19 protein-coding genes are annotated in these 24624 nt (G+C 70.4%); 10 read left to right on the top strand and 9 right to left on the bottom strand.

Annotated elements, in window-relative coordinates; all coding sequences use genetic code 11:
* Nucleotides 1–8 precede the first annotated feature (8 nt).
* Nucleotides 9–1040 carry a uroporphyrinogen decarboxylase gene (hemE, locus tag LHP98_RS15800; RefSeq protein ID WP_227253507.1) on the bottom strand — a complete coding sequence of 344 codons (1032 nt, stop codon included), beginning with the start codon at nucleotides 1038–1040 and terminating at the stop codon, nucleotides 9–11.
* Nucleotides 1041–1131: 91 nt separating this feature from the next.
* On the opposite strand from hemE, the gene hemC reads away from it, so the two are divergent.
* Nucleotides 1132–2076, top strand: coding sequence for a hydroxymethylbilane synthase (hemC, locus tag LHP98_RS15805; protein ID WP_227253508.1), 945 nt, complete (start codon nucleotides 1132–1134; stop codon nucleotides 2074–2076).
* Here the strand turns inward: hemC and LHP98_RS15810 are convergent.
* Nucleotides 2073–4586: an ABC transporter permease gene (locus LHP98_RS15810; RefSeq protein WP_227253509.1), complete on the bottom strand. Its 2514-nt coding sequence runs from the start codon at nucleotides 4584–4586 to the stop codon at nucleotides 2073–2075. The genes hemC and LHP98_RS15810 overlap by 4 nt on opposite strands.
* Nucleotides 4583–5275, bottom strand: coding sequence for an ABC transporter ATP-binding protein (locus LHP98_RS15815; protein ID WP_227253510.1), 693 nt, complete (start codon nucleotides 5273–5275; stop codon nucleotides 4583–4585). Before LHP98_RS15815 ends, LHP98_RS15810 begins: the two co-directional genes overlap by 4 nt.
* A gap of 28 nt (nucleotides 5276–5303) precedes the next feature.
* On the opposite strand from LHP98_RS15815, the gene LHP98_RS15820 reads away from it, so the two are divergent.
* Nucleotides 5304–5972 (top strand): arylesterase, encoded by a 669-nt coding sequence (locus LHP98_RS15820; protein WP_227253511.1) that lies wholly within the window; start codon nucleotides 5304–5306, stop codon nucleotides 5970–5972.
* A 6-nt stretch (nucleotides 5973–5978) separates the two neighbouring features.
* Here LHP98_RS15820 and LHP98_RS15825 read toward each other — a convergent pair whose 3' ends face one another.
* Nucleotides 5979–6629, bottom strand: a complete 651-nt coding sequence (locus LHP98_RS15825) for a YceI family protein (RefSeq protein WP_227253512.1) — start codon at nucleotides 6627–6629, stop codon at nucleotides 5979–5981.
* A gap of 124 nt (nucleotides 6630–6753) precedes the next feature.
* Between LHP98_RS15825 and LHP98_RS15830 the strand changes: the two genes are divergently transcribed.
* Nucleotides 6754–8169 (top strand): FAD-binding oxidoreductase, encoded by a 1416-nt coding sequence (locus LHP98_RS15830; protein WP_227253513.1) that lies wholly within the window; start codon nucleotides 6754–6756, stop codon nucleotides 8167–8169.
* 141 nt (nucleotides 8170–8310) lie between these two features.
* Here LHP98_RS15830 and LHP98_RS15835 read toward each other — a convergent pair whose 3' ends face one another.
* Together LHP98_RS15835 and LHP98_RS15840 are read right to left on the bottom strand one after the other, a co-directional pair.
* Nucleotides 8311–10398 (bottom strand): caspase family protein, encoded by a 2088-nt coding sequence (locus LHP98_RS15835; RefSeq protein ID WP_227253514.1) that lies wholly within the window; start codon nucleotides 10396–10398, stop codon nucleotides 8311–8313.
* A gap of 8 nt (nucleotides 10399–10406) precedes the next feature.
* On the bottom strand, nucleotides 10407–11006 hold the full coding sequence (locus LHP98_RS15840; RefSeq protein WP_227253515.1) for a hypothetical protein: 600 nt from the start codon (nucleotides 11004–11006) through the stop codon (nucleotides 10407–10409).
* Between the two features lie 131 nt (nucleotides 11007–11137).
* On the opposite strand from LHP98_RS15840, the gene LHP98_RS15845 reads away from it, so the two are divergent.
* The 5 genes from LHP98_RS15845 (at nucleotide 11138) to LHP98_RS15865 (ending at nucleotide 17788) form a co-directional block, all read left to right on the top strand.
* On the top strand, nucleotides 11138–12502 hold the full coding sequence (locus LHP98_RS15845) for a S1C family serine protease (RefSeq protein ID WP_227253516.1): 1365 nt from the start codon (nucleotides 11138–11140) through the stop codon (nucleotides 12500–12502).
* Between the two features lie 29 nt (nucleotides 12503–12531).
* On the top strand, nucleotides 12532–13224 hold the full coding sequence (locus LHP98_RS15850) for a response regulator transcription factor (RefSeq protein ID WP_227253517.1): 693 nt from the start codon (nucleotides 12532–12534) through the stop codon (nucleotides 13222–13224).
* On the top strand, nucleotides 13221–14573 hold the full coding sequence (locus LHP98_RS19630) for an ATP-binding protein (protein WP_227253518.1): 1353 nt from the start codon (nucleotides 13221–13223) through the stop codon (nucleotides 14571–14573). Before LHP98_RS15850 ends, LHP98_RS19630 begins: the two co-directional genes overlap by 4 nt.
* 153 nt (nucleotides 14574–14726) lie before the next feature.
* Nucleotides 14727–16691: a caspase family protein gene (locus LHP98_RS15860; RefSeq protein ID WP_227253519.1), complete on the top strand. Its 1965-nt coding sequence runs from the start codon at nucleotides 14727–14729 to the stop codon at nucleotides 16689–16691.
* 26 nt (nucleotides 16692–16717) lie between these two features.
* The gene (locus LHP98_RS15865; protein ID WP_227253520.1) at nucleotides 16718–17788 is read left to right on the top strand and encodes a serine protease; all 1071 of its coding nucleotides are present in this window, start codon (nucleotides 16718–16720) and stop codon (nucleotides 17786–17788) included.
* 237 nt (nucleotides 17789–18025) lie between these two features.
* Here LHP98_RS15865 and LHP98_RS15870 read toward each other — a convergent pair whose 3' ends face one another.
* On the bottom strand, nucleotides 18026–18844 hold the full coding sequence (locus LHP98_RS15870; protein WP_227253521.1) for a hypothetical protein: 819 nt from the start codon (nucleotides 18842–18844) through the stop codon (nucleotides 18026–18028).
* Nucleotides 18845–18977: 133 nt separating this feature from the next.
* The gene (locus tag LHP98_RS15875) at nucleotides 18978–19709 is read right to left on the bottom strand and encodes a hypothetical protein (protein ID WP_227253522.1); all 732 of its coding nucleotides are present in this window, start codon (nucleotides 19707–19709) and stop codon (nucleotides 18978–18980) included.
* A gap of 145 nt (nucleotides 19710–19854) precedes the next feature.
* On the opposite strand from LHP98_RS15875, the gene argE reads away from it, so the two are divergent.
* Nucleotides 19855–21015, top strand: a complete 1161-nt coding sequence (gene argE / locus LHP98_RS15880; RefSeq protein ID WP_227253523.1) for an acetylornithine deacetylase — start codon at nucleotides 19855–19857, stop codon at nucleotides 21013–21015.
* A gap of 100 nt (nucleotides 21016–21115) precedes the next feature.
* A complete protein-coding gene (gene mnmH, locus LHP98_RS15885) occupies nucleotides 21116–22180 on the top strand; it encodes a tRNA 2-selenouridine(34) synthase MnmH (RefSeq protein ID WP_227253524.1) in 1065 nt (354 codons plus the stop codon).
* A gap of 16 nt (nucleotides 22181–22196) precedes the next feature.
* On the opposite strand, the gene selD is transcribed toward mnmH, so the two are convergent.
* The gene (selD, locus tag LHP98_RS15890; protein WP_227253525.1) at nucleotides 22197–24395 is read right to left on the bottom strand and encodes a selenide, water dikinase SelD; all 2199 of its coding nucleotides are present in this window, start codon (nucleotides 24393–24395) and stop codon (nucleotides 22197–22199) included.
* Between the last annotated feature and the right edge of the window lie 229 nt (nucleotides 24396–24624).

Raw genomic sequence — 24624 nt, forward strand, 5'->3', positions numbered from 1 at the left:
CCCCGGCATCAGGCGTTGCGCACCGTCTCGATCATCAGGGTGACGTTCTCGGGGTCGGCTTCGGGGGTGATGCCGTGGCCGAGGTTGAAAATGTGCGGGCCCTTGCGGAAGGCGTTGACCACGCGAAGGGTTTCGCGCACCAGCGCCTCGCCGCCGGTCACCATGTGTTCCGGCGCCAGGTTGCCCTGCACGCAGCCGTCCTTCTGCACGTTCGCGGCGGCCCATTCCGGGGTGACGGAATTGTCGATCGCCACGCAATCGGCGCCGGTCGCCCTGGCAAAGCCGATGTAGCCATCACCCGCCTCACGCGGGAAGGCGATGATCGGCAGGCCGGGGTGTCTCGCCTTGAGGGCCGAGATGATCTCAGCCGCGGGCTTCACGGCAAAGTCCTGGAAATCCTGGCCTTTCAGCGAACCGGCCCAGCTGTCGAACAGCTTGATCACTTCGGCCCCGGCCTGCACTTGGGCCGAGAGGTATTCGACCGTTGCCTCGGTCACCCGGTCGATGATGGCCTGGAAGGTGGCGCGGTCGGTGTCCTTCAGGCGATGCGCGGCGGCCTGGTCCTTGGACCCGCGGCCGGCGATCATGTAGGTGGCGATGGTCCAGGGCGACCCGGCAAAGCCGATCAGCGTGGTCTCGCGCGGCAGGTCGCGGGCCAGGATGCGCACGGTTTCATAGATCGGCGACAGCGTTTCGTGGATTTCGGAGGTCGGCTTCAGCGCCTTGACCTGATCCATGGTGGTGGTGGTTTCCATCCGCGGGCCTTCGCCGGTTTCGAACCACAGCTTCGGACCCAGCGCCTGCGGCAAGAGCAGGATGTCGGCGAACAGGATCGCGGCGTCAAAGCCGTAGCGGCGGATCGGCTGCAGCGTGACCTCGGCGGCAAGGTCGGGGGTGTAGCAGAGCGAGAGGAAATCGCCCGCCTGCGCCCGGGTGGCGCGGTATTCCGGCAGGTAGCGGCCGGCCTGACGCATCATCCAGATCGGCGGCGTCGGAAGGGTCTCGCCGCGCAGGGCACGAAGGATGGTCTTGTCGGTCATGGCAGGGCTCCTTTGTCGCCTTGCCTTCCGACCTTGCCCATGGCTTGTCAAGAGTTGTCAGGCAAAGATGACAGTTGTAAGGCTTGCGCCCATGATCCAGAACCTGCCCACCCCGCAAGAACCCCTCAAGATCGGAACCCGTGGCTCGCCCTTGGCCCTGTGGCAGGCGCATGAGACGCGGCGCTGCCTGATGGCGGCGTTCGGCCTGCCCGAGGCGGCCTTCGAGATCTGCGTGATCAAAGTCACCGGCGACCAGATTCTTGACAAGGCGCTCAAGGACATCGGCGGCAAGGGCCTGTTCACCCGCGAGATCGAGGAGGCGCTGCTGGATGGCGGCATCGACATCGCGGTGCATTCGATGAAGGACATGCCGACGGAGCAGCCCGAGGGGCTGATCCTGGATTGCTACCTGCCGCGCGAGGATACCCGCGACGCCTTTGTCAGCGCCAAGTATGCGCGGCTGGCTGATTTGCCGCAGGGGGCGACGGTGGGGTCGTCCAGCTTGCGACGGCGGTCGCAGCTGGCCTTGCGGCGGCCCGACCTGAAGCTGGTCGAGTTCCGTGGCAATGTGCAGACCCGGATGAAGAAGCTGCAGGAGGGGGTGGCGGATGCCACCTTCCTGGCGATGGCGGGGCTGAAGCGGCTGGGCATGGCGGATGTCGCGCGGTCGGCGACCGAGCCGGACGAGATGCTGCCGGCAGTGGCGCAGGGCGCCATCGGGGTCGAGCGGCGGCTGGACGATCCGCGCGTCAAGGCGATGCTGGATGCGATCCATGACCGCGACACCGGCATCCGTCTTGCGGCCGAGCGGGCCTATCTGCGACGGCTGGACGGGTCTTGCGAGACGCCGATTGCCGGGCTGGCGGTGCTGGAGGGCGATCAGCTGTGGATGCGGGGCGAGATCCTGCGGCCGGATGGCAGTGAGTGCATTGCCGGGGAACGCCGTGGTCTGGCGTCGGATGCGGCCGAGATCGGCGTGGCGCTGGCCGAGGAATTGCTGGCGCGGGCGCCCAAGGGATTCCTGGTCGGGCGCTAATCCTGCGACCGCAGGATTTGCGCGGGACGCACCGACAGCGGACGGGCGGCGAAGGCCAGGCCTGACAGCAGGGTGGCCAGGATGCCGCCCAGCACGATGGCGGCGGCCGAGACGGGTTCGAACCGGTAGTCCACCTCCATCACGAAGCGCATGACGGCCCAGCCGGCCAGGCCCCCGGCAAGCACGGCCACCAGGCCGGCGGCGGCGCCCAGGAGCGCCGAGCGCAGGGCGAAGCTGGCCAGGATGCGGCTGCGCGGGGCGCCGAGTGTCTTCAGGATGGCCGATTCGTAGGCGCGGGCGCGTTCGCCCGCCGCTGCCGCGCCGATCAGCACGGCAAAGCCTGTGATTAGGGTGCCGGCGGCGGCCCAGGCGGTGGCGGTGGCGATGGCGGCAAGGGCTTCGGACACGCGGTCGATCGCCTCGCGGATGCGAATTGCGGTGACGTTGGGCCAGGTCTGGGTGACGGCCTTGAGGATTCGCGCCTCTTCGCTGGGCGGCGCGTAGACGGTGGCGATGTGGGTGTGCGGCGCGCCCGACACGGCGGCGGGGTTCAGGGTCATCACGAAACCCATCCCTGCGCTGGAAAAGTCGACCTCGCGGAACGAGGTGAGGGTGGCGGTGATGTCGCGGCCCAGAATGTTGACGGTGACGGTGTCGCCCAGGAGCAGGCCGATCTCGGCGGCCTCTTCGGCGGCAAAGCTGACCTGGGGCGGGCCGGCGTAATCGGGCGCCCAGAAGGTGCCGGCGGTGATCTTGGTGCCCTCGGGCGGGGCGGCGGCATAGGTGATGCCGCGGTCGCCGCGCACGACCCAGTGGTCGCCGGCGACGTCCTTGGCGGGGCGGCCGTTGATCTGGGTGATCAGCCCGCGCAGCATCGGCGCGCTTTCGGTCTTTGTGACTTCGGGGTTGCCGGTCATCAGCGCGAGGAACGGGTCGATCTGGTCGGGCTGGATGTCGACGAAGAAGAAGGCCGGGGCGCGCGGCGGCAGGTCGCGGTCGATCGCGGCGCGCAGGTTCGAATCGATCTGGCCGACGGCGGCCAGGACCGAAAGGCCAAGGCCCAGCGACAGGATCACCGGCAGCGCATCGGAGCGCGGGGCGCCGATGGCCGACAACGCGGCGCGGGTGGCGACGCGGCCGCGGGCGAGGGGCGAGCGGGCGAGGCGGCGGGCGGCGAAGCGCAGCGCGCCCGAGGCCAGCGCCAGCACGGCAAGGGCGCCCAGCACGCCGGCAGCGGCGCCGAGGGTCAGTTTCGCCATGCCCGAGGCCCAGGCGGCGCCGCCGATCAGGGCGGCGGTCAGGGCCGCAAGGGCCACCAGCCAGCGGGCCCGGGGCCAGGCGCGGGTGCCGGTGCCGCCGCGGTACAGGGCGGCGGCGCGGATGCGTTCGGTGCGGGCCAGCGGCAGCAGGGTGAAGATCAGCGCGGTCAGGGCGCCGTAGACGGCAGCCTCGACCAATGCGCGGGGGGAGAGGGCGATTTCGGCGGGGAAGGGGAGGGACGCCTCGATCAGCGGGGCGGCCAGAAGGGGGGCGCCGGCGCCAAGGGCGAGGCCGAGGGCGATGCCAAGGGCGGTCAGGGCGCCGATCTGGATCAGGTAGGTGCGGAAGATCAGCCCGCCGGGCGCGCCAAGGGTTTTCAGCGTGGCGATGGTGGCGGTCTTGCCGTCCAGGTAGGCGCGGACGGCGGCCGAGATGCCGACGCCGCCCACCGCAAGGCCGGCAAGCCCGACGAGGACGAGGAAGGCGCCCATGCGGTCGACGAAACGCTCGATCCCCGGGGCGGCGTTGCGGCTGTCGGTCCAGCGCAGGCCGGTATCGCGGAACTGCGCCTTTGCTTGCGCTTCCAGGGCGGCGAGGTCGGCGCCGGGCGGCAGGAGGAGGCGGTAGTTCGTCTCGTACAGCGAGCCGGGGGCGATGAGGCCCGAGGTGGCCAGCGCTTCGGTGCGGACAAGGGTGCGCGGGCCAAGGGAGAAGGCGGCGGAACCCGCGTCAGGTTCGCGGAGGATGGCGGCGGTGAGGCGGAAGGTTTGCGTGCCAAGGCGGAAGGTGTCGCCGGGGGTGAGGGAAAGGCGTTCGATCAGGACCGGGTCCATGACGGCGCCGGGAAGGCCGTTTTCCGTGGCGAGGGCTTCGGCGAGGGGGATCGCCGGGTCAAGGGGGATGGTGCCGGTCAGCGGGTAGGCGGCGTCGACCGCCTTGACCTGGGTCAGGGCCTGGTCGGTTTCGGTCAGCGCCATCGAGCGGAAGTCGACGATTTCCGATTGCGCGGTGGCGATTTCGGCCATGAACGCGCGTTCGAGTTCGGTGGCGAAGCGGTAGGTGAAGCGCATCTCGGCATCACCGCCCAGGATGATGGCACCCTGGTCGGCCAGGCCGGACTGGATGCCCGACCGCAGGGTGCCGACGCCGGCGATGGCGGCAACGCCCAGGGCAAGGCAGGCGAGGAAGATGCGAAAGCCGGCAAGGCCGCCGCGAAGTTCGCGCCGGGCGATGGTGAGGGCGAGGCTCATTCCGCCGCCTTGAGGTCGGCGGTGGCAAGGCGGCCGTCGGCAAGGCGGATGATGCGGTCACAGCGGCGGGCAAGGTCGGCGTCGTGGGTGACCAGGACAAGGGTCGCGCCGTGGCGGTCGCGCAGGCTGAAGAGAAGGTCCATGATCGCGGCGCCGTTGGTGGCGTCGAGGTTGCCGGTGGGTTCATCGGCCAGAAACAGCGCCGGGCGGGGGGCTGCGGCGCGGGCCAGGGCGACGCGCTGCTGCTCTCCGCCCGACAACTGGCTGGGGTAATGGTCGATGCGGTGGGCAAGGCCGACGGCGGCCAGTTCAGCTTCGGCCCGCGGGAAGGCGTCGGGCGCGCCGGCCAGTTCCAGCGGGATGGCGACGTTTTCCAGCGCGGTCATGGTCGGGATCAGGTGGAAGGATTGGAACACCACCCCCATATTGCCACGACGGAAGCGCGCGAGGGCGTCTTCGTCCAGCGCGGTCAGGTCTTGCCCCAGGGCGCGGACCTGGCCGCCGGTGGCGCGTTCAAGCCCCGCCATGAGCATGAGGAGTGACGATTTGCCTGATCCCGAAGGGCCGACCAGACCGACGGTTTCGCCGCGCTGGATGTTGAGCGTGATGCCGCGCAAGATCTCGACCGGGCCGGCGTTTCCGGGCAGGGTCAGCCTGGCGTCGGTCAGGGAGAGGACGGGGTCGGTCATGCGGGCGGTCCTGCAAGGGGCGGGTCAGATGGGATATGGCGCAATGCGACGGCTGCGCAATGTCACGATTGCGTTGATCTTTCTGGCGGGCGCGCCGGTGGCGGCGGAACCGGTGACGGTGGTGGCGCTGGGCGACAGCCTGACGGCGGGTTACGGGCTGCCCGAGGGCGAGGGGCTGGTGCCGCAGTTGCAGGGCTGGCTGGCGGCGCAGGGGTCGGATGCGGTGGTGGTGAATGCGGGGGTGTCCGGCGACACCACGGCGGGGGGCCGCGCGCGGCTGGACTGGGCGCTGACGCCCGAGGCGGATGCGCTGATCGTGACGCTGGGCGGCAACGACATGCTGCGCGGGCTGCCGCCTGAGGAGGCGCGGGCGAACCTAGAAAGCATCCTGCAGGCCGCAAAGGACCGCGGGCTGGCGGTGCTGCTGGTGGGGATGAAGGCGCCGGCGAACTGGGGGCCGGAGTATAAGGCCACGTTCGACGCGATGTATCCCGAGTTGGCGGGGGCCTACGGGGCGCTCTTGCTGGACGATTTCTTTGCCGGGCTGGCGGCGGCGGGGGCAGATCCGGCCGATCCGGCCAGCCTGGCGCCCTGGCTGCAGGACGACGGCATTCACCCCAGCCGCGCGGGCGTGACCGAGATCGTCAAGGCGCTGGGGCCTAAGGTGCTGGAACTGGTGGCACAGGCGGGAACCTGAAGCGCCTCAGGGGGCCGGCCTCGGCGCGTCGGGGTTGGAGAATTCGGTCTCGATCTCGAAATCGACCCGGTCGCTGACGCCCATCGTGGTGCCCGGTGCGGGGATGCCGAAGGCGATGCCGAAGTCGGAGCGGTTCAGCGTGCCGGTTGCCGAGAAGCCCGCCCGTGCGCCGCCGGGGTCAAGCGGCATGTGGCCCCAGCCGCCGTTGTAGGTGACGCTGATCGTCACCGGCCGGGTCACGCCGTGAAGGGTGAGGTCGCCGGTCACATCGGCCGTGGTGGCGCCGGTCAGGGTGACGGCGGTCGAGGCGAAGGCGATCTGCGGGAATTGCCCGGCGTCGAGGAAGTCGGGGCCGGTGAGCTGGGCGTTGAAGTCGTAGGCGGGGTCCGGGTAGTGGGTTTCCAACGATGCCGCGTCGATGCTGGCGGTGACCGACATGGTTCCGGGGGCGTCGGGGTCGAATTGCAGGGTGGCGTCGAAGCGGGTGAAGAGGCCGATATAGGTGGAAAAGCCCAGGTGGTTGACCTTGAAGATCAGCCGGCCATGGGCAAGGTCCAGCCGGTAGGTGCCGGCGGGCGGGGTGCCAAGGTCGTCTTGCGCGGTGGCGGGCAGGGGAGACAGGGCCAGCAGGGCCGAAAGGACAAGGGGGCGGAGCATGGGTGCTGCCTTTCGGTTAGCAAAGAGTCTAAGTTTCTGACGGCTGCGGCGCCGGAGTCAAGTCCTCTGGCCCCTGCAGGGCGGCTTCGCTAGGGTCTTGGGGGGAAACGGCGGACTGCGGGCGATGGCAATTCTGGACGAACTGGTGGCGGCGGTGGGCGCAGGCAACGTGCTGACCGGCGCCGAGACGGCGGCCCATGTGCGCGACTGGATGGGCAAGTATCACGGATCGCCGCTGGCGGTGGTGCGGCCGGGATCGACCGCCGAGGTCGCGGCCTGTGTGCGGGCAGCCGCGGCGGCGGGCGTGCCGGTGGTGCCGATCGGCGGCAACACCGGGCTGGTCGGCGGCACGATGTCGGTGGGCGGGCTGATGGTCAGCCTTGAGCGGATGAACCGCATCCGCGAGGTGCGCCCGGCGGCGCGGCTGGTGATCGCCGAGGCGGGCGTTGTGCTGCAGCGCCTGCACGAGGCGGCCGAGGCGGCGGGGTTGTATTTCCCGCTGTGGTTCGGGGCGCGCGGGTCGGCCATGCTGGGCGGCGTGCTGTCGACCAACGCGGGCGGGTCGAACGTGCTGCGCTATGGGTCCACGCGGGGGCTGTGCCTGGGGCTGGAGGTGGTGCTGGCCGATGGCCGGGTGCTGAACCTGATGAGCGAGTTGCACAAGGACAACTCGGGTTACGATCTGAAACAGCTTTTCATCGGTGCCGAGGGGACGCTGGGAATCATCACCGCGGCGGTGATGAAGCTGGTGCCGCTGCCGCTGGCGCATGCCACGGCGATGGTCTCGGCCAGGGGCCTGCCGCAGGCGCTGGACCTGCTGAACCGGATGCAGGCGGCGACGGGCGGGCGGGTCGAGGCCTTCGAGTTCATGCCGGCGAATTATTCGCGACGGCTGGCCGAGGTGCGGCCCGACCTGGGGCTGCCCTTCGGGCATATCCCCGAGGTGACGATCCTGATCGAGGCGGCGACCACGGTCGAGACCGAGGCGCGGCCCGGCCCCGATGGCGCGGTGCCGCTGGTGGCGCTGCTGGAGGGCGTGCTGGCCGAGATGCTGGCGGCCGGGCTGATCGACGACGCGGTGCTGGCGCGGAACGAGGAGCAGCGCGCGGTGATGTGGGCGCGGCGCGAGGCGGCGGCGCAGATCGCCGTGGGGATGGAGCCGGCGGTGGATACCGACGTCTGCCTGCCGCTGGACCGGGTCGAGGCTTTCCTGCGCGCTGCCGAGGCCCGGCTGGACGTGCTGGATCCGGGGTGCCGGCAACTGACCGTGGCCCACCTGGGCGACGGGAACCTGCATTTCACCGTGTTCCCCACGCGCAACGACCCGGCGCTGAAGGATGCGGTGATGGATGCGGTCGAGGACGTGGTGCAGGCCCTGGGCGGCAGTTTCAGCGCCGAGCACGGGATCGGGCTGTCGAAGCTGCCGTCGATGCGGCGGCGCAAGGACCCGGTGGCGCTGGACGTGATGCGGGCGGTCAAGGCCGCGCTGGACCCGAAGGGCGTGATGAACCCCGGCAAGGTGATTCCGGCACCGGGGTGAAACAGCGGAGCGGCGCGAAGGGCGCCGCATGCCATTTGCCTCGTCGTCGCCCTTTCGGGCTCCTCCTCAGGCAGGGGGCGCTGCCCCCTGACCCCCGGGATATTTGAGGACAGATGAAAGGCAGAAGACTGGGGGACGACGTCAGTCGACCGCCTTGGTCCGCAGTTCCAGTTGCAGGATCATCGGTGCCGGGCCGGTGTCTTCTTCGGGGCCGGAAAGGGCCACGGCGCCGCGGGTGGTTTCGCCGAAGCCGGCCTCGGTCAGGGCGTCGCCGAAGGCCGAGCCGGCAAGGCCGCGGCTGGTTTCCAGCGCGTCCTGCGCCAGGTAGCCGAGGTTCTCGACCGGGCTTTGCGGTTTTGCCGGGGTGATGATGACGATCATCCGTTCCTGGCCCATCACCTGACCGCCGATGGCGAACAGGCCCTTTTTCAGCTCATCCCCCGGCTGCAGGCGTTCGGCGGCCCAGTGGGTGATGGAATAATCGGCGCCGATGTAGAGGACGTTGACGTCGACCGGCACGTCCATGTGGTTCTTGGCCAGCACATGCACCTCGTCGTTCGAGATCAGGGTGGGCACGGGCGACAGCGGCAGCGGCGTCAACTCGGGGGTTTCGGCGCTGCGGGTCAGCATCTCGACCTCGACATCCATCTCGCCCGCGCCGATGGCGCCGCCCAGTTTCATCAGGTTCAGCGCCTTGGACATATGGGCCAGGGTGTCGGCCAGGGTCAGCGCCAGGGTGGCGCCGTCCTTGCCTTCGGTGCCGACCGAGGGCGTGGTGGTCAGGTCATCGGCCAGGCCGGTCGAGGGCAGCACCCAGATCGCATCGGGGCGGGGGCTGTCGGGGATGACCGCGAGCCGCAGGTCGGCCTCGGCGCCGGCGGCGACGAAGTTCAGCCGCGGGCCGGCTTCGGCCTTGAGGTCTTCGAGGGCCGCCAGCAGGGCGTCGGCGGGGGCGGTGCCGGGTTCGGGCAGCGCCACGGTCAGGGTGAAATCAAGCGCGTCGTCCAGCTTGCGAAGATACAGGCCCTTGGGCAGGTCGGCGGGCAGCACCTTGCCGTCCTGTTCGATGGCCGTCGCGGTGGCGGTGAAGGTGTCGATGGATGTGATCTCGACATAGCCCAACGCGTTTTCGGTGGCGTCGGCGGCGGTGGCCATGACCGCCAGCACGGCGCCTTGCGACAGGCCGTGAAGCTCGCCCGCGGGGATGGTCAGGCCGGCTTCGGTGGCCTCGGCGGGCCATTGCGCGACGCGACCGCCTTCCGCGCCGGCGAAGGCCACGGCGTCGAGGTCGCCCTCGAACAGCGGCGTGGTCTTGGCGATGCTGGTCACCGAGTACTTGCGCAGGATTTCCTGGCCGAGCTGGCCGTAGGTGGCGCTGGGGTATTCGGCGAGGGTTTCGAACAGGGTGTAGGTGAAGACGCCGTGCGGTTTGCGGCCGGGTTTGCCCTTGGGCATGTTCTTTTCGGGGGTCACCTCGTTGGTCTGCGCGGCGTAGAAGGCGACGAAGCTGCCCAGGCCCTCGCCGGCGGGGGCAGTGTCGGCCATTTCTTCGGGGGTCGTGGCGCGGGGATCGTCCTCGCCGATGCTGCGGCTGGCGACGTCTTCCATCGCCGCCGGGTCCATGCCCAGAACCGAGGGGTCAAGCTGGCGGGTGCGCACTTCGTCATCCGCTTCCACGGCGCGGGTGGCGGTGCCGGAGTGGCAGCTGTCAAACACCACCCAGACATCGGCGCCCTTGGCGCGGATGGCGTCGATCATCTGGCCGATCTCGTCATCGACCAGCGCATTCTGCACCGTGCCGACGCCATCGTTCCATTTGCCGATGTCGACCGGCAGGAACAATTCGTCCAGGCCGTCAAGTTCGGTGTCATCGTTGGTGGCGGGCGCCTGGGTGCCGTGGCCCGAGAAGTGCAGATAGACGAAATCGCCCGGCTGTGCCTCGGCCGCGACCTTGGCGAAAGCTTCGCGGATGGCAGCAAGGGTGGCGGGCTGCGCGCCTTCGGTGCCGTCGGTCAGGACGGTGACGTTTTCGGGCGCGAAGGGCACCGGGGCCTCGGTGGTAAGGTAGGTGGCCACCAGGTCGACGTCGTTGCGCGGGCCTTTCAGCCACCAGCGTTCGTCGAGGTTCTGATAATCGTTCGCGGCGATCAGGATCGCGTAATTCTCGCGCGCTGCGGCGGGCAGGGCCAGGAGGGCAAAGGCGGTGGTCAGAAGGAGTTTGCGGATCATCTGGGGCCTCAATTCGTCATCAAAGCGTAGTCGGTTTCGGCGGGGCCGCGGTTCATGATGGTCAGAAGGAACACCCCATCGGCGGCCGGTGTCCAGCCGCAATAGGCGATCGGGCTGGGGTCGGTATCGGCACAGACCAGGTTGCCGGAGGCGTCGCGGATGGTGAGGTCAAGGTTGGCGGTGGCGGCCTCGATGTAGACCTCGGCATAGGTTCCGCCGCGGAAAGTGAGGTCGGTGATTTCGGTTTCCGCGCCGGGGCCAAGGGCGGCGAGGCGGTAGACCGGGCCGGAGGCGACGCCCTTGGGCGTGTCGGCGCGGAGGTCTGCGATGGCGGCCAGAAGGATGGGGTCGGTGGCCGCAAGGGATTCGGCTGCGGAAAGCATCGCCTGCCAGTCAAGCGGCAGGGGGGTGGCGCCGCTCAGGGCCAGCGATTTGCGCAAGCTGGCGGCGGTGAGGATCAGGAGCGGGTCGCTGGTCGCCAGGCCGCGGGCGTAGAGCTCGGCGCTGATTTGCGCCTGGCGCAGGGGCGCAGGGCCTTCGGCCAGCGCGGGCAGGGCCAGACTCAGCAGGGCGGCAAGGGCCAGGGGGGGAGCTTTGGTTCGGGTCATGGCGGCAGGATGGGGCGGGCGCATCCGCCTGTAAACGTGGAAATTTCCGATGACGGGATTTGTCATGTGACCCCGGGCCGGGGCAAGCCTACCTTTCCGGCCAAGGGCAAGACACCCAAGGAATGGAAATCATGATTTCGAAGACGAGTATCGGAACGGCCGTTCGGAAACGGCTATTCCAGGGATTGGCGGCGGTGCTGTTCGCGTTGGCGGTGCTGTTGGCGGCGCTGCCGACGGTGCGGCCGGCGGGGGCCGGCGAGGCCCCGCTTGAGGCTGCGATGGACGCGGTGCTGGTGGTGCGGACGAACGACGCCGAGGATCGCTTTCTTGGCAGCGCCTTTCTGTGGGGCGACGAGGCGCTGGTGGCGGTGACCAACGCCCATGTGGTGGGCGCGGCCGAGGAAGTTCGGCTGGTGGACCGGCATGGGCAGGAAGAGGTGGGCCGGGTGATTGCCCGGGATGAGGTGCGCGACGTGGCGGTGATCGCCGTGGCACCCGGCCGTCGCGGGCTGGTGGCCGCGGAGGGCCCTGCCGGGCTGGGCCTTGAGGTCTATGCCTTGGGGGCGCCGCTGGGGATCGAGTTCACGCTGACCGAAGGGATGATCTCGGCCGTGGCCCGGCAGGTGGAAACGCAGGTGCCGCTGAGGATGCTGCAGCATGATGCGGCGGTGAACCCGGGGTCCTCGGGCGGCCCCGTGGTGGATGCGGCGGGGCGGCTGGTGGGCATGAACAGCCAGATCGCCGATGGCAGCCGGATGTTCGTGGGCATCGCCTATGCGATTGGTGCGGAAGACCTGACGCGCATCGTCGACGGGCTGGTGGCCGAGACGCTGGCGCCGTTCCCCAAGCTGGGGATGGTGGCGCGGCCGGTGGACCGGCAGGTGGCCGAGGCGCTGGGCGTGCCGGCGGCGGGGCTGCTGGTCGATGGAGTCGAGCCGGGTGGTCTGGCCGCGGCGGCGGGGCTGGTCGCCGGCGACATCATCCTGGCGGTGGACGGTGTGGCCTTGGCAGAGGCGGGCGAGATGGCCTTCTTGATCGAGGCTGCGCTGGCACGCGGCGAGGCCGCGCTGGTGGTGCGGCGCGGCGCGGAGGAGGTGTCGCTGGTGCTGGCCTTTGCGGCCGAGGCCGAGGTGGGGGGGCTGGGGATCGCCAAGCGCGAGATCGACCTGTCCGCGCAGCCCGAGACGATCAAGGCCTACCGGCTGTCGGGCTTGGGCGTGGTGTTGGGGGATGACGGCGTGGTGACAGGGGTCACCGAGAACTCACCCGCGTTGTTTGCCGGGCTGGCGAAGGGCGACCGCATTCTGGCGGTGAACGGGCAGGCGATGGACCTGGCCGCGCTGAAGGCGCTGGAGATCACCGAGCCGGTGCTGCTGCTGGTGGCCGCTCCGGGGGGTGCGACGCGGCACCTGTACCTGGACCCCTGGGGCAAGGGCGGCGGTCTGCGGCCGGTGGGCGGCGCGAATGTGCTTGACCCGGACGTGGTGGTGTTCTGAACCTTCTGCGCGGGACAAGGGACAGGAACATGCAGGACCGCATCCTGATCATCGAGGACGATGCAGAGACCGCGGCCGCCGTGGCGGCCGTGGTGGCCGAGTTGGGCTGCGAGGCCGAGATCCGGGGGACCCTGGATGAAGGGCTGGCCGAGGCGGGCCTTGGGGATTACCGGGTGATCGTGCTGGACCGGATGCTGCCGGGCGGCGACGGGGTCGAGGCGATGGCGCGGATCAGGGCGGTCGGCAGCCGGGCCTTGATCCTGGTGCTGTCGGCGCTGGGGCGGGCAGCTGAGCGGGTCGAGGGGCTGGAGAAGGGGGCGGATGACTACCTGCCCAAGCCATTCGAGCCGGATGAATTGCGGGCGCGGCTGCGGGCGCTGTTGCGGCGGGGCACGATGCAGGTGCTGGACAACGACCTGCTGGCCTTCGGCGAGTTGGAGATCCGGATGAAGGCCCGCACCGTGCATGTGAAGCGGACGCATGTGCCGGTCAGCCCCAAGGAGTTCGAGCTGCTCACCTATTTCGCTCGCAATGCCGGGCAGGTGGTGACCCGGATGCAGCTGCTGGAGAACGTCTGGCATCTGCATTTCGATCCCGGGACGAATGTGGTGGATGTGCATGTCGGCCGGCTGCGGCGCAAGCTTGAGGATGCCGGCAGCGCGGCCATCCAGACTGCGCGGGGCGAGGGCTATGTCTTTGCCCCGCTGGGGGCCGCCGGGTGAGCGAGGCCCCGCTTCGCGCCCGCGCCACGCTGCGGCTGGCGGCGGGAATGGCGGCGGCGGTGGCGCTGCTGGCGCTGCTGGCGATGGGGCTGCAGTATCGGCTGGTCGAGAACCGGCTGATGCAGGCGCAAAGGGCGCTGCTGGCGGCCGATCTGGGCGGGCTGGCGGCGCTGTATGACCAGCGCCGGATCATCGCGCTGCGCGAGGCGATTGCCTATCGGGCGGCGGCGCCTGGCGGCGAGATGCTGGTGCTGCTGGACCGCGAGGGGCGGGTGCTGGCGGGCACCCGGGACGATTGGCCGGCGGGATTGGCCGCAGAGGGCGCCGGGTTCGTCATTGATCCGGCGCAGGAGGTGGTGCTGGACGGCGACCGCTGGCTGGTGGTGGCGCGCGACTTGCCGGGGGGGTTTCCGCTGCTGGTGGGCCGCTCTCTGGAGCCGGTGGATGACACGCTGGCGGCCTTGCGGCGCGGGATGCTGGGGCTGCTGGCGGCGCTGCTGGTGGCGGGCGCCGGCGTCGGCTGGCTGGCGGCGGCTTCGGTGATGGGGCGGATCGGGCGGGTGAACGCGCTGGCCGACCGGGTGGCCGAGGGCGATCTGGACGCGCGGCTGCCGGGGCCGCGGTCGGCCGACGAGTTCGGGCTCTTGGAGACGCATGTGCATGGCATGCTGGACCGCATCTCCAACCTGAACCGGGCGACGCACCGGCTGTCGGACACCATCGCGCACGAGATGCGCACGCCCTTGAACCGGATGCTGCAGAAGCTGGGCCGGATCGAGGGGCAGGAGGCGGTGGTGGCCGAGTTGCGCGGGGAAATGCGGCAGGCGATCCGGGTGTTCGATTCGCTGTTGGATATCAGCCGGGCCGAGGCCGATCAGGGGCACGGCGGCGGGCTGGTGCCGGTGGACCTGTCAGCGGTGGCGGTTGAGGTCTGGGAGCTGTACCAGCCTCTGGCCGAGGACAAGGGCTTGGTCTCTTCGGCGCAGGTGGCGCCGGGGGTGCGGGTGCTGGGCGACCGCAACCTGCTGGCGCAGATGCTGGCCAACCTGCTGGACAACGCGATCAAGTACTGCGGGCCGGGCGACCGGCTGGACCTGTCGCTGGAGGCGGGCGCGCAGTCGGTGCTGCGGCTGGTGGATACCGGGCCGGGGTTGCCGGACGAGATGAAGGACGCGGTTTTCGAGCGCTTTACCCGGGCCGAGCGGGACCGGGCACGGGGGATTTCGGGGCACGGGCTGGGGCTGGCGCTGGTGCGGGCGATTGCCCTGCGGCACGGGGCGCGGCTGTCGCTGCCGAAGGTGGGAAAAGGGCTGACGGTCGAGATTGCCTGGCCCCGTGCGCCCGGGTGACATGTGGGAAAGCCGCCCCCGAAGCGGTGCCCACCCGCCCACCCCACCGCTTCGGGGGCGGCCCCTGGCGTTGGCGATGACAAATGCAGTCATGCGGGGGCGCGGGTGCGCGGCGGGCTTGTGCGGCTGGGGGCCAAGGGTAATCTGCCCTGCATGAAACGTGGTCTGGCCTTGCTGATGTCTTCGGTCGCCCTGCTGGCGGCCGGCCCCGCGCTGGCCGAGGTGCGGGCGGTGCTGGTCGGCGTTTCCGACTATCTGGTGCTGGACGCCGACCTGAAGGGGCCCGCAAACGACGTGCGGCTGATGGCCGAGACCTTGCAGGGGCGGGGGCTGGACCCGGCGGCGATGACGATCCTGAGCTCCGATCTGGCCGGGCTGCCCGAGGGGGCCGCAAAGGGCCAGCCCACGCGTGAGGGCATTCTGGCGGCGATGGCGGCGGTCTCGGTCGCGGCGCAGCCGGGGGATACGGTGCTGTTCTATTTCTCCGGGCATGGGGCGCAGGCGCCCGATGCCTCGGGCGACGAGGGCGGGGGGTATGACGAGATATTGCTGCCGGCCGATGCAGCGGGATGGAAAGGCGCGGTGGGCGGCGTGGAAAACGCCCTGATCGACGATGAGTTGCAGACCTGGGCGCAGGGGCTGATGGACCGCGGCGTGCAACTGGTGGGGCTGATCGACGCCTGCCATTCGGCGACCGGGTTCCGGGCGGTGGGCGGGCAGGGTGTGGCGCGGGTGCTGGCGCCCGAGGCGCTGGGGATTCCCGAAGGTGCGGCGTCCGCGCCGGCGACGGCGGCGCTGGAACTGCATGGTGAATATGTGTTCCTGTATTCGTCACAATCCGATGAACGATCGTTCGAATACCCCTTGGCCGACAGCGGCGAGTGGCATGGCGAGTTCACCTTGCGTCTGGCCCAGGTGCTGACGACGGCGCCAAACGCGAGCTGGTCTCAGGTGCTGGCGACGGCGGCCGAGGCCATGGTGCAGGGGCCGGCGCGGCAGGTGCCCGAGGGCGAGGGGCCGCTGCTGGATGCGCAGGTGTTCGGGACCGGGGCGGCCGAGGCACGGCTGCCGGTGAAGGATGCCATTGTGCAGGCGGGGCTGCTGCGCGGGCTGGCCGAGGGCGCCGAGGTGGCGCTTTATGCCGAAGGGGCGGGCGGCGCGCCGCTGGGCACGGCGACGCTGGGCAAGACCGGCCTGCGCGAGGCCATGCTGCTGGGCGATCTGCCCGAAGGTGCCGCCTGGGCCGAGGTGATTGCGGCGCCGCCGGCCGATCCGCTGACCCTGGCGGCGGCGGTTCGGGCCGATCCCGGCGACGGCAAGGATTATGCGGCTTGGGAGGCGGCCTTGCCCGCACCCGGTGCAGGCGCGCCGGACCTGGTGCCGATCCTGGTGGATGGCACGGTGGCACTGGCCAATGGCGATGGCGTGTTGGACCCGGAGGGTCCGGGGTCTTCGCCGCGGGTGGAACTTTTGGCCGACGAGACCGAGGCCGAGGCACTGGAGCGCGCGCTGGCGCAGGCGGCGCATGGCTTGCGGCTGCGCGAGACCCTCGCTGGCGCCTCGGGGCGCAGCCTGACCGGCAAGCAGGCGATCACGGTCGAGATCGAGCGGAGGCCGGCGGCGGCGGCGGGTGACACTTGTGGCGCGGCGGGGCCGAGCGAGCCGGCCGACCCGGCGCAGGGCGCGGCGCCGTGCGATCAGCTGTGGCTGACCGTCACCAATGCCTCGGGCAAGATGCAGGATGTCAGCGTGCTGTACATGGCGGCCGATTTCGAGGTGCAGCCGATCTGGCCGCAACGCAACCAGGCCAACCGGCTGGCCCCGGGCGAGAGCATCCGCGTCGGCTTGCAGATCGAACCCGGCACCACGGCGGGGCTTGAGGAGATCTGGGTGCTGGCGGTGCCGATGGATGACGAGAACGGCCAGCGGATTGATCTGACACGACTTGCCAGCCCGGGCATGACGCGCGACTTTGCGTCAGCCTCGGACCCGATGGCGCTATGGCTTGAGGGAAGGATGACTGACCCAGAAGAGGCCGCGATGCGCGGCTTTTCGACGAAACCCGCCGCGCTTACGATGCTGCGTCAGGTGGTGCGACTGAAACCCGGGCCGCTGTGACCCGACGATTGCAATGGAGCGTTGAAATGAAGGCGAATCGTTTGAAGCCATTGGTGATTGCGCTGGTGGTGGCCGGGGCGGCGGGCGCCGTTCTGGCGGATAGCAAGCTGGGGAATTTCGGCGCCCAGGGGACAAAGGACAAGACCGCCTCGCCCTTCGGCTTTGCCGAATCCGGCAAGAAGGCCGATCGCAACGCCACCCAGCCGGAAGACGCCGGCGGCAAGGTGATCGGTGGCGAGTTGGCCGACGAGGGCGAATGGCCCTGGCAGGTGGCGCTGACGGTGGCCGCGATGCCGGTCTCGCCCGACAGCCAGTTCTGCGGCGGGTCGCTGGTGATGGACGAATGGGTGCTGACCGCGGCCCATTGCGTGCACATGATGGACGACCAGGGCACCGAATTCGACGTTCACCCGACCGAGTTGAGCATCGTCGCCGGGACGACCAAGCTGGACGGCTCGGGCGACGTGATCCCGGTCGAGGCGATCTTCCCGCACCCGTCCTATACCGCGACGGGCCTGGATTACGACATCGCGCTGATCAAGCTCGCGCGGAAGCCGAACGTGCCCTACAAGACGGTCGAGGTGCCGGACGCCGATTTCGGCGACATCCTGCAGCAGCCGGGCGTGACCACGGTGGTCACCGGCTGGGGTCTGCAGAACGGCGGTCGCATGTCGCCCGAGTTGCGCGAGGTGCAGATCCAGATGCTGGACCGCGAGATGTGCAACACCGCGATGATGGAGGCGCGGGCGGAAGAGGCGGCGGCGGGCTTCTCCTACGCGGCACAGGTGCTGTCGATCGCGGAAAACGACGCCTATGCGCTGTGGGACGAGATGCTGGGCCGCGCCCCGATGCCGATCAGCGAGAACATGATCTGCTCGGGCACCTTCGAGGGCGGCAAGACGAGCTGCAACGGTGACAGCGGTGGCCCGCTGGTGGTGCCGCTGGAAGACGGCAGCTATATCCAGGCCGGCATCGTTTCCTGGGGCCTGAGCGCCGCCTCGGGCCAGGGTTGCGAAGAGAACGCGATGTTCTCGGCCTATACCAACATCTCGGCCTTCATCCCCTGGCTGAACGAGGTGATCGCTTCGAACCCGTGACGCGGGCGGAGCAGGGCGGAAAGGGGTCCGGCCGGACGGCCGGGCCCTTTGCATTCTGCGCGGTGCACAGCAGGGCCAGGGACGGGAGATCGCGATTTACGATCAGGCGTTCGGAAATTGGACAGGTCGGCCCGATCGCGCAACCCGGTCGGCCCGATCCGGGCGGCGTCAGGCATGCGATAAGGGGCCGGGCGTTGCTGCCCGGCCCCTGTTGCAACCGAATTTCCGAACGATGGTTCAGTTCGTCATCAGGTAGTAGCTGTTGCGCACCCGGCCGGCGTTTTCCACGGTGATGTAGAAGTAGCCATCCCAGGCGGGAACGAAGTCGCAGTAGACCTGGTCCGAGGGCGACACGTCATAGCAGATCACGTTGCCGTTTTCGTCGGTGATGACCATGTCGAGGTTGGCATCGCCGTCGCCGATGATGGCCACCTCGGCGTAGGAATTGCCGTAGAAGGGCACTTCCCAGACGTCGATCTGGCCGCGTGGCAGCTTGGATTCCCAGGTCACCGCGCCGCCGATGCGGCCACGGGCGCCTTCGGCTTCGGCGTCGGCGATCATGCCTTTCAGCGCCTCGTCATCGCCGGCCAGTTCGGTGGCCTTGGCGAACATCGCGGCGGCGGTCACCGGGGCCTCGGTAGCGCCTTCCTCATCGCCCGCGGCGGTCAGCAGGGTGGTCTTGGCGGCGGGGCGGGGGGCGCCTTCCTCCGGGGACGGCACCAGCGCGGGGTTCTTCCGCGGCCGTCCCCTGGGCTTGGCGGTGGTTTGCGCATCGCTGACCAGTTCGAACCCCTCCGGGTCCAGCGCCGCCGGTTCCTGCGGCGTGCCCTCGGCCTGGGCGGCCAGCTTGGCGGCGGTCAGCACCGTCAGCGCATCGCCCGAGGCCACGCCCAGGGCGTAAAGTTCATGCGCCATGGCCATGCTGGCGGTGGCGCCGGGGGTGCCGGTGCCTTCGGCGCTGACATTGGAGCCCGACTTGTCCTGGGCGATCGAGGGAAGCGTCAGCGCCACCAGTGCGGTGGTCGCAAGCGTCATGGAAAGGGCTTTGAGTTTCATGGCCTTGTCCTGTGGTGAATCCGCCGGGCGGGCGGGGGTTGTGCCTGCGGGGAATGTGACACCCGCAGGGCCGTTTGAAAAGCCGGCTGCGGGTGACAAATGCCGTCATTCGCAAGGCCGGACCGTGCTGTCGCTAATTGGTGGCCAGCAAATACTGGCCTTCGACATCCGATCGGCTGATGACGGTGACGGTGTAGAAGGCGTTCGCGGCCGGGGTGAAGGCGCAGTAGAGCGGCTGTTCGGAATAGTGGTCGATGCAGACCGGCAGGCCAGCAGCATCGGCCACCATCCACGCAAGACCGCCCGAGCCGTCACCGAATACGCCGATCTCGGCCCGTTCCTGGCCGGCGAAGGGGATTTGCCAGGTGTCCTTCTTGCCCGGGGCCAGGGCGGCGACCTGCTGGTTTGCCCCGCCGATGCGGCCCCGCGCGGTGGCGGTGGCAGCGTCGTCGACAAGGGCGGTCAACTCGTCATCGCCGGCAGCGATCTCGCGCGTTGCGGCCTCCATCTCGCCCGAGACAAGGGCGAGCGCGGAGAAGCCGGAGGTCTTGGCGGTGCTTTGGGCAACCTCGCGCTGCTTTTCGGGCGGAAGCGTGCGGAAGACGATTTCCGATCCGGTGACGTCTTCGGTCGACTTCTGCCACGAGGTGTCGTCGCGCAGGGTCACCGACTGGACCAGCCGGAAGGCGGTGACGGCGGAGAGCGCGTCGTCGGTCGCCAGGGCATGGGCGTAAAGCCGGGCGGCAAGGTCAAGGGTGTGGACCTGGCCGGGCGTGGTGTCTTCGGCGCTTGCAACGGGGACGGCGAGGGCGAGCAGGGCGGGGGCCAGCAGGGCGGGGGCCAGCAGGGCGGGGCGAAGGAACATGTCAAATCCTGTACAGGCGGGCGGTGGGTGGCGGCAGAATGCCAAGCCGGCGGGCGGCTGGCCAGTCAGGAGTTTCGTATCCGGGTCTTTCCCGTGCGGCCGCTTCGCGCTAGCAGGGGTGGGCTTGAGACAGGGGATTTCACGCATGGACACCCGCGCCATCCTGGACCGGCTGGTCGGCTTTGACACCGTGAGTTCGCGGCCGAACCGGGCGCTGATGGACTTCGTGGCGGGTCTTCTGGCCGAGGTGGGGGTCGAGGCGCGGCTGATCCCCGATGAGACGGGTGGCAAGGCGAACCTCTGGGCCACGGTGGGACCCGCGGACCGCGGCGGCGTGATGCTGTCGGGGCATACCGACGTGGTGCCGGTGGAGGGGCAGGCCTGGACGAGGCCTCCGTTCACGCTGACCGAGGCGGGCGGCCGGCTTTACGGGCGCGGCACGGCGGACATGAAGGGGTTTTTGGCCTCGGCGGTGGCCTGCGTGCTGCAGGCGGCGCGGCGGCCGTTGCGGGTGCCGCTGCATCTGGCGCTGTCTTACGATGAGGAAGTGGGCTGCATGGGCGTGCGCAGCCTGGTGGACCTGCTGGCGGCGGCGCCGGTCAAACCGGCGATGTGCATCGTGGGGGAACCCACCGGCATGCAGGTCGCCACCGGGCACAAGGGCAAGGTGGCGCTGCGGGCCACATGTGTGGGCCGCGAGGGGCATTCGGCGCTGGCGCCGATGGCGCTGAACGCGCTGCATCTGGCGGCGGATTTCATCGGGGTTCTGCGCGCCGTGCAGGCGCGGATCGCGGCCAAGGGGCCGTTCGATGGCGATTACGACGTGCCCTATACCACGCTGCATGCCGGCAAGATGGCGGGCGGCGTGCAGGTGAACATCGTGCCGAACGCGGCGGTGATCGACTTCGAGATCCGCTCGCTGGCCGGGGTGGATGTCGAGGCCGTGATCGGCGAGCTGCGCGCCGGGGCCGAGGGCATTGTGGCGCCGTTGCGCGCGGCCTTCCCCGAGGCGGCGATTTCGGTCGAGCGGCTGTGGGAGTATCCGGGGCTGGGCACGCCCACCGATGCGGCGGTGGTGCGCTTCGTGCAGTCGCTGACCGGGGCGAACGGCACGATCAAGGTGGCCTTCGGCACCGAGGGCGGGCTGTTCGACGCGCGGCTTGGGGTGCCGGTGGTGGTCTGCGGGCCGGGCAGCATGGCGCAGGGGCACAAGCCGGACGAATATGTGACGGTCGAGCAGCTGGCGCGCTGCGATGCGATGCTGGCGGCCTTGCTGGACCGTCTGGAGGCCGGGCAGCCGGGGTGATCTGCGGCAGCCGCCGGGGGCGCTTCGCCCCCCGGCCCCCCCGAGAGTATTTGTCAAAGGGCAAATCGGGGGGGGGTGGATTTGGGTTTGGGGGGCCGGGATGGCTGTGACGGTGACGGCGCTGGGCCAGCTTGAGGCCATGGGCTTTGACGATGTGATCGACGTGCGGTCTCCGTCCGAGTTTGCCGAGGATCATGTGCCGGGGGCGATCAGCCTGCCGGTTCTGGACGATGAGGAGCGGGCGCGGGTGGGCACGATCTACACCCAGGTCAGCCCGTTCACGGCGCGCAAGCTGGGCGCGGCGCTGGTGGCGCGGAATGCGGCGCGGCATCTGGAGGGGGTGCTGGCGGACCGCGGCGGTGGCTGGCGGCCGCTGGTCTATTGCTGGCGGGGCGGGCAGCGGTCGGGGTCTTTCGCCTCGATCCTGGCGCAGATCGGCTGGCGGGTCGAGGTGCTGGCGGGCGGCTACAAGGCCTGGCGCGCGCTGGTGGTTCAGGCGGTCTATGACCAGCCGGTGGCGGCGCCGGTGGTGGTGCTGGACGGCAACACCGGGTCGGCCAAGACCGAGGTGCTGGCGCTGCTGGCGGCGCGCGGGGTTCAGGTGCTGGACCTGGAGGGGATGGCGAACCATCGCGGGTCGCTGTTCGGCGCGATGGGCGCGCAGCCGTCGCAGAAGACCTTCGAGGCGCGGCTGGCCTATGGGTTGGCGGCGTTGGACCCGGGGCGGCCGGTGGTGGTGGAGGCCGAGAGCTCCAAGGTGGGGGAGTGCCGGGTGCCGCCGCAGCTGTGGAAGGCGATGGTCGGGGCGCCGCGGGTGGCGATCCGGGCACCGCTGGCGGCGCGGGCGGAGTATCTGGCGCGGGCCTACCGGGATGTGACCGAGGATCGGGCGCGGCTGTCGGCGGTGCTGGAGCAGTTGCGGGGCGTGCATGGGGCCGAGGTGATCGAGGGCTGGCTGGGTCTGGCGGCGGAGGGGGCGTTCGAGGCGCTGGCCGGCGACCTGATGGCCCGCCACTATGACCCGCGCTACGAAAAGCACCGGGCGCGAATGGGCGGGGCCGGGGTGGAGGTCGAGGCCGGGGGCTTGAGCGAGGCCGACCTTGCGGGTCTGGCGGAGCGGGTGGCGGCGGCGGTGGTGCGGGTGTCGCCGGCCGGGGCGGGCTGACGGCCCGGGGGCGGGGTCAGGCGCGGACGGTCAGGCGCGGCGTGCCTTCGGTGATGGTGCCGATGCGGGCCGCGGCGGCGTCGCCGGCGGCGTGAAGGCGGGCGAGCAGGGCCTTTGCGCGGTCGGCGGGGACGCAGGCGAGCAGCGGTCCGCAGGTCTGCGGGTCGAACAGCAGATCGGTTTCGGGGCCTGGGGGCGCGTCGATCTGTCCGTCAAGGGCGGCGCGGGTGGTGGGGGCAAGGCTGGAGTGCTGGCCCGCGGCCGCAAGCCGGACGGCGCCGGGAAGGCAGGGGATCGCGGCGCGGTCGAGGGTTGCGGCCACCCCCGAGGCCTGAAGGATTTCCAGCAGGTGGCCGGCCAGGCCGAAGCCGGTGACGTCGGTCATGGCATGGGCGGCGGGGGCCAGGATCGCGGCGGCGGGGCCAAGCGGGCGCGACATCGAGGCAAGGCAGGCCACCACGGATTCGCCCAGGATCAGGCCGGGAACGCGGGCCAGCGCCATCTCGGCGGCAAGGATGGTGCCGGTGCCGAGGGGCTTCGTCAGCAGGATCGCATCGCCGGGGCGGGCCTTGGCCTTGGTCACGGGCCGGTCGGCCAGGCCGGTGACGGTGAAGCCAAGGGTCAGTTCGTCGCCGATCGAGGTGTGTCCACCCACGAGGTCGGCGCCGGCCTCGCGGAAGGTCTCGGATGCGGCCTGCAGGATTTCGGACAGGGTCCGCTCTTGCAGGGTTTCGGAGAGGCGGGGCAGCGTGACCTGGGCCAGGGCGGCCTGCGGGGTGGCGCCCATGGCCCAGATGTCGCCCAGCGCGTGCAGGGCGGCCAGCCGCGCCATCAGGCGCGGGTCCAAGGTGAAGGCGCGCAGGTGGTCGGTGGTGAGGACCTGCACGCCGTGCGCCGCGCGCAGGAGAGCGGCGTCGTCGCCGGGGCCGGAGAGGACGTCGGCGCGGCGCGGCGGCGGCAGGGCGGCAAGGGCGGATTTCAGCGTGGCAGGGCCGATCTTGGCGCCGCAGCCGCCACAGAGGGGGCGGTCGCCCAAGGCCTCGGCCAGGCCCTCGGCGGCGGGGCTGGGCAGGCTGGGGGCCGCCATCGCGGGATAGTCGTTGAACATCGCCATGAAGCGGCGGTCGATACGGTCCTTCAGGCGCCAGAGCCAGGCGCCGCCGGTGCGCAGTCCGAACTTGTCGGCGACAGCGCCCTTGCCGCCGGTGGAGACCAGTTTCAGGTAGTCGCGCTGGGGGTGGTAGGCGTGCAGCGGCGCCCCGGTCAGGACGGCGCGGAGGTTGGCGTAAAGAACGGGCGCCTCGCGCACGGCGAAGACGCCGGCCTTGGGGCGGGGGGCATGCGAAAGGTGGGCGCAGTCGCCGGCGGCGAAGACGGCCGGGTCGGAGGTCTGCAGCGTGGGGCCGACGGTGAGAAAGCCATCGTGGGTGGCGAGGCCGGTCTCGGCGAGCCAGGGCTGCGGCTGGGTGCCGGCGACAGCGAGGGTGAAGTCGGAGGCCAGGGTTTCGCCGCTGGAGAGGGTGACGGTGCCAGGGCCGATGGCGGTGGCGGTGGTGGCGGTGCGAACGGCGATGCCGGCTGCTTCGGCGTGGCGCAGCAGGGTGGCGCGGGCGGCGCGGCCGATGTTCGGCAGCACCTGGGGCGCGCGGTCGATCAGGGTGATCCGGGGCTGCGCGCCGGTGGCGCGGAGGCGGTGGGCAGAGGCGAGAGCCAGTTCCACGCCGCCGACGCCGGCGCCGAGGATGACGAGGCGGGGGGTTGGCAGGGCGCGGGCGACGAAGGCGGTCCAGGCGTCTGCATAGGCCCCGAGGGGCTTGGCCGAGACCGCGTTTTCGGCATAGCCGGCGATCTCGGGCAGGCCCGAGCCGATGCCGATGTCGATGGAGGCAAGGTCGTAGGGCAGCGCAGGACGGCCGTCGAGGTGGATCAGCCGGGCGGCCGGGTCAAGGCCGGTGGCACGGGACAGGATCACCCGGGCGCCGGCATGGCGGGCGAGGCGGACGAGGTCGATCATGATCTCGTCACGAGCGTAGTGGCCGGCGATCAGACCGGGCAGCATGCCGGTGTAGGGCGCGGCGGGGCCGGGGTTGACGACCGTCAGCCGGACGCCAGGCATGGGCGCCATGGCCCAGCTGCGCAGGACAAGGGCATGGGCATGGCCGCCGCCGACAAGGACAAGGTCGCGGACCAGCGGGAGGGGGGCGGAGGGCGTCATGGCAAAGGGGATAGCGGCGACAGGGTGCAAAGGCCAGAGGGGGCGAAGGTGCGGGCGGGTCACAAGGCGGTGCGTCCGCCAGGGTGGCCGCGTGCCCTTCATCGCGTCGGCTGGGCGCGCGCCCAGGCGACGCGGGGTGTGCCTCTGGCGGGGCTGTTGCGGACAGAAAACGGACAGCGAATCCGCCATTTCCCTGCGCAAGGCGCCGCACTGCCTGGTCAGGGGCAGA

This window comes from Rhodobacter sp. Har01, from assembly GCF_020564565.1.
GTDB lineage: Bacteria > Pseudomonadota > Alphaproteobacteria > Rhodobacterales > Rhodobacteraceae > Pseudogemmobacter.